This window comes from Agromyces tardus (assembly GCF_003710805.1).
Taxonomy (GTDB): domain Bacteria; phylum Actinomycetota; class Actinomycetes; order Actinomycetales; family Microbacteriaceae; genus Agromyces; species Agromyces tardus.
Genome location: NZ_RHHB01000085.1, coordinates 1 through 5,352, shown reverse-complemented (window position 1 = coordinate 5,352; position 5,352 = coordinate 1). Strand labels below are relative to the sequence as shown.

The following is a 5,352-nucleotide window of genomic DNA, read 5'->3' as shown; positions in this document are numbered from 1 at the left end:
GGCCGCGTTCCCCGCCCCGGCGCCCGCGATGCCTGCGGCGGGCGCGACCGCGCCCGTGGCCCGGCCGGTGCCCACGACCACGCCCGGCGGCGGCATCGGCGCCGACGCCACGACCGACAACGCCACCCGGCTCGTCATCACGAGCGGCGCGAAGGCCGGCGCGGAGTTCCCGCTCGGTCGCGACGAGATCACGATCGGGCGCTCGAGCGACTCGGCGATCATCATCCGCGACGACTACACCTCCACGCACCACGCCCGCCTCATGCTCTGGAACGGGCGCTGGATGATCCAGGACCTCGATTCCACGAACGGCACCTTCCTCAACGGCTCCCGAGTGACCGTGCCGACCCCGATCCCGCTCGGAGCCACCGTCAAGGTCGGAGCGACGACGTTCGAGCTGCGACGGTAGCCGATGGCGAACGTGAAGGCGAGCGCAGCGGTCTCGCATGTCGGGAAGGTCCGCTCGAACAACCAGGACTCCGGCTACGCCGGGCGCCGGCTGTTCCTCGTGGCGGACGGCATGGGCGGCCACGCGGGCGGCGACGTCGCGAGCGCGATCGCCACCCAGCGCATCGCCGAGGCCGACGCCGACTACCCGTCGGCTCCGGCGGCCGCGGCCGCGCTCGAGGAGGCGCTGGCCTCCGCCAACCGCCGCCTCGCCGAGACCGTGCGCGACCACTCCGAGCTCACCGGCATGGGCACGACGGTGAGCGCCCTGCTGGTTCGGGGCGACGGCGTCGTGCTCTCGCACATCGGCGACTCGCGCGTCTACCTCCTGCGTTCGGGCGAGCTCAGCCAGATCACCACCGACCACACCTTCGTGCAGCGACTCGTCGACGCCGGTCGCATCACCGCCGAGGAGGCGATGGTGCACCCGCGGCGCTCGGTGCTCATGCGCGTGCTCGGCGACGTCGAGTCCTCCCCCGAGGTCGACACGATGATGCTCGACACCCGCCCGGGCGACCGCTGGATGCTGTGCTCCGACGGCCTGTCGGGCGTCGTGGCGTTCGAGGACATCCTCGAGATGATGTCGGCGGATGTCGGCGCCAAGCAGGTCGCCGACCGCCTCGTGAAGGCGTCGCTCGACGGCGGCGCCCCCGACAACGTCACGGTCGTCGTCGTGGACATCGGCGAGCCGCCCGCACCCGAGACCCCGCCGCTCGTGGTCGGCTCGGCGGCGGCGCCGCTCGCGTTCGGCGCTGCGGCCGAGCCGGCGCGCAGTCGCGGCATCCGCCTCACGCCGTTCCGCCCGCACCCCGTGCAGGAGACGCACTTCGAGCCCGACTCGGCCGATTTCTTCGACGAGCTCATCGAGGAGGACGAGCGCCGGCGTCGACGCCGCACCATCATGTGGGGGCTGTGGATCGTGCTCCTCATCGGGGCCATCGTCGCGGCGTTCGCGCTCGGCTACCAGTGGACGCAGACGCGCTACTACGTGGGCGAGTACAACGGGCGGGTCGCGATCTACCAGGGCATCCAGCAGGACCTCGGCCCGATCTCGCTGCACGAGCTGCACTCCGAGACCCGCATCGACATCGCCGACCTCCGCACCTACGACCAGCAGCGGGTGGAGCAGTCGATCAGCGCGGGGTCGCTCAACGAGGCGATCCGCATCGTGAAGCGATTGGAGGAATCCCTTGACTGACCAGAACTCGGCGGTCGCGCAGGGCCGCCCTCCCGCGACCGGCAGCGTGCGCCGCATCCGCCTGCCGCAGAAACTGCGCAACCTCGAACTCGGGCTGCTCATCGTCGCATGCGTCATCAACGCGGGCGCGATCGTGCTCGTGCAGCTCGGTGCGCTCGGCCGGGTCGACACCCAGCTCGTGCTGCTCGGCGCGGGCCTCTCGGTCCTCGTCTTCGGCCTGCACGTCGCGATGCGCTTCGTCGCGCGCGACGCCGACCCGTTCCTCCTGCCCATCGCGACGGTGCTCAACGGCCTCGGCATCGCGATGATCTACCGCATCGACATCGCGAACGGCGACGTCGGGTGGGAGAGCGCCGCGGTGCGGCAGATCGTGTGGAGTGCCATCGCGATCGTCGCGGGCATCGCGACGATCCTGATCATCCGCAACCACCGCGTGCTGTTCCGCTACACCTACCTGTCGGGACTCATCGCGATCGTGCTGCTCCTGCTGCCGCTGCTGCCGGGGATCGGCCGGGAGGTGAGCGGTGCGCGGGTGTGGATCGGGTTCGGCGACTTCGCCACGTTCCAGCCCGGTGAGATCGCGAAGATCGCCCTGGCCGTGTTCTTCGCGGGGTACCTCGTGCGCAACCGCGACTCGCTGTCGATGGTCGGCAGGACCTTCCTCGGCATGCGATTCCCCCGCGCGCGCGACCTCGGACCGCTGCTCGTCGTGTGGGCGCTGTCCATGTCGGTGATCGTCTTCCAGCGCGACCTCGGCACGGCGCTGCTCTACTTCGGCCTCTTCCTCGTGATGCTGTACGTCGCCACCAGCCGGCTCTCGTGGGTCGTGCTCGGCCTCGCGCTGTTCTTCGGCGGCGCGCTCGTCGCGAGCCAGACGCTCGACTACGTCGGCAACCGCTTCGCGAACTGGCTCGACCCCTTCAGCCCGGAGCGCTTCGACGCGCAGTACGGCGGCAGCTACCAGCTCGTGCAGGGCCTGTTCGGCCTCGCCAACGGCGGCCTGATCGGCACCGGCCTCGGGCAGGGGCGCCCCGACCTCACCCCCGTACCGCAGAGCGACTACATCATCGCCAGCCTCGGCGAGGAGCTCGGCCTGGCCGGGGTCTTCGCGATCCTCGCCCTCTACCTGCTGTTCGTCGCGCGAGGCTTCCGCATCGGCTTCGCCGGACAGGACGACTTCGGCAAGCTCCTCGGCGTGGGCCTCGCGTTCGTGCTCGCGCTCCAGGTGTTCATCGTGGTCGGCGGCGTCACCCGGGTCATCCCGCTCACCGGACTCACGACGCCGTTCCTCGCGGCGGGCGGTTCCTCGCTCGTCGCGAACTGGATCATCGTGGCGCTGCTGCTCCGGCTCTCCGACACGGTGCGCAACCACCCGAGGCTGGTGATCGACGGATGAATCGCGAACTCAAGCGGGTGACGATGGTCGCTCTCCTCATGTTCTTGGCCCTCTTCGTGTCCTCGACGGTGATCCAGTACGCGCAGGCCGAGAACCTCGCGGCCGACCCGCGCAACTCCCGCACGCTCTACGCGAGCTACTCCGTGGAGCGCGGGCCGATCCTGGTCGGCGGGGAGCCCATCGCCTTCTCGCAGCCGTCGGGCGACGACTACAAGTTCCAGCGCGTGTACTCCAACGGGCCCCTCTACGGAGCGGTGACCGGGTACATCCCCGTGAACGGCGAGGCGACCGGCCTCGAGCGGTCGCTCAACGACGAGCTGAGCGGCCGCAGCTCGTCGCAGTTCTTCGACTCGCTCAACCGGCTCATCTCGGGCCAGGACCCGATGGGCGCCTCAGTGGAGGTCGCGATCGACCCTGTCGCGCAGCAGGCGGCGTGGGATGCGCTCGGCGACTACACCGGCGCCGTCATCGTCACCGAGCCCTCGACGGGCCGGATCCTCGCGATGGTCACGAAGCCCACCTTCGACCCGAACCGCATGGCCGTGCACAACAGCGAAGAGGTGCAGGTGACCTACGACGCACTGCTCGCAGACCCGGGCGACCCGCTCTTCAACCGCGCGACCGGCGGCGACATGAACCCGCCCGGGTCGACGTTCAAGCTCGTCGTCGTCGCCGCCGCGCTCGAGTCCGGCCAGTACACCCCTGACAGCACCTTCCCCAACCCCGCCTCGCTCACGCTGCCGGGCACGGACGCGGTCGTGCGCAATTCCGGCGGCGGCACGTGCGGCGGCGGCGCCGAGGTGACGCTCGCCGATGCGCTGCGGCTCTCCTGCAACATCCCCATGGCCGAGCTGGGCATGCAGCTCGGCGACACGGCCATCCGCGAGCAGGCCGAGAAGTTCGGCTTCAACGACGAGTTCGCGATCCCCTCCGCGACCGAGCCGAGCGTCTACCCCCGGGGGCTCGACGAGCCGCAGACGGGGCTCAGCGCGTTCGGCCAGGGCGATGTGCGGGCGACCCCCATGCAGATGGCCATGGTGTCGGCCGCGATCGCCAACGGCGGCATCGTGATGAACCCCGATCTCGTCGACGCGATCATCGCTCCGGACTTCACTCCGATCGACGAGTTCCAGCCCTCCGAGTACGGCCGTGCGATCAGTGAGGAGACCGCGTCGACCATGACGAGGATGATGGTGAACGGCGTCGAAACCGGTGCCGCGAGTAATGCAAGAATAGACGGCGTCAGCGTGGCCGGTAAGACCGGAACAGCCGAGAACGGCGAGGACGATCCATACACCCTCTGGTTCACCGGATTTGCCCCCGCAGACGACCCTCAGTATGCGATCACGGTGCTCGTGGAGGACGGCGGAGGGCTTGGCCAGGAGGGGTACGGCAACCTGATTGCCGCACCGATTGCGAAACAGGTACTAGAGGCGGTGCTGAACAAATGAGACCGAGCGCTGGACTCACCTTCGGTGGGCGCTATGAGCTGCAGTCCCGGATCGCGATCGGCGGCATGGGCGAGGTGTGGCAGGCCACCGATCTCGTGATCGGCCGGCAGGTCGCGATCAAGATCCTGAAGGACGAGTACCTCGGCGACCCCGGCTTCCTCGAGCGGTTCCGCGCCGAGGCCCGGCACGCCGCGCTCGTGAACCACGAGGGCATCGCGAACGTCTTCGACTACGGCGAGGAGGACGGCAGCGCCTACCTCGTGATGGAGCTCGTGCCCGGCGAGGCGCTCTCGACGATCCTCGAGCGGGAGCACGTGCTCTCGACCGACAAGGTCCTCGACATCGTGGCGCAGACCGCGGGCGCGCTGCAGGCCGCGCACGCGGCCGGCCTCGTGCACCGCGACATCAAGCCCGGGAACCTCCTCATCACGCCCGACGGCCGGGTCAAGATCACCGACTTCGGCATCGCGCGCATCGCCGACCAGGTGCCGCTCACCGCGACCGGCCAGGTCATGGGCACCGTGCAGTACCTCTCGCCCGAGCAGGCCTCCGGCCACCCTGCGTCGCCCACGACCGACATCTACTCCCTCGGCATCGTCGCGTACGAGGCGCTCGCGGGCCGACGGCCGTTCACCGGCGAGTCGCAGGTCGCCATCGCGATGGCGCAGATCAACGAGACGCCGCCCGACCTCCCCGTCACGGTGTCCGAGCCCGTGCGCAACCTCGTCTACTCCTGCATCGCCAAGAACCCGGCCGACCGCCCGCAGACGGCGGCGCACCTCGCGCGCGCCGCCACGGCGCTCCGACGCGGCGACGTGCAGGGCGCAGCGGCCGCGGTGCCGGCGGTGCTCGGCGCCGGG

5 protein-coding genes are annotated in these 5,352 nt (G+C 70.1%); all 5 read left to right on the top strand.

Features of this window, described 5'->3' with window-relative positions:
• Positions 1 to 409: FHA domain-containing protein FhaB/FipA (locus tag EDM22_RS19190; protein WP_138708149.1), on the top strand; the 409-nt coding region annotated here is incomplete at its 5' end.
• Between the two features lie 3 nt (positions 410 to 412).
• Entirely contained in the window at positions 413 to 1,645 is a 1,233-nt protein-coding gene (locus EDM22_RS19185; RefSeq protein ID WP_122938691.1) for a PP2C family protein-serine/threonine phosphatase, read from the top strand.
• Positions 1,638 to 3,041 carry an FtsW/RodA/SpoVE family cell cycle protein gene (locus tag EDM22_RS19180; protein ID WP_245989566.1) on the top strand — a complete coding sequence of 468 codons (1,404 nt, stop codon included), beginning with the start codon at positions 1,638 to 1,640 and terminating at the stop codon, positions 3,039 to 3,041. Before EDM22_RS19185 ends, EDM22_RS19180 begins: the two co-directional genes overlap by 8 nt.
• The gene (locus tag EDM22_RS19175) at positions 3,038 to 4,492 is read left to right on the top strand and encodes a peptidoglycan D,D-transpeptidase FtsI family protein (RefSeq protein ID WP_122938690.1); all 1,455 of its coding nucleotides are present in this window, start codon (positions 3,038 to 3,040) and stop codon (positions 4,490 to 4,492) included. Before EDM22_RS19180 ends, EDM22_RS19175 begins: the two co-directional genes overlap by 4 nt.
• Positions 4,489 to 5,352 (top strand): serine/threonine-protein kinase (locus EDM22_RS19170; RefSeq protein ID WP_138708148.1); only part of this gene is annotated, 864 nt, incomplete at its 3' end. The genes EDM22_RS19175 and EDM22_RS19170, both read left to right, overlap by 4 nt.

Excerpts from the sequence above, each read along its gene's own strand:
- EDM22_RS19185 (WP_122938691.1), top strand. The coding sequence starts at position 413 with ATGGCGAACGTGAAGGCGAGCGCAGCGGTCTCGCATGTCGGGAAGGTC.
- EDM22_RS19175 (WP_122938690.1), top strand. The coding sequence starts at position 3,038 with ATGAATCGCGAACTCAAGCGGGTGACGATGGTCGCTCTCCTCATGTTC.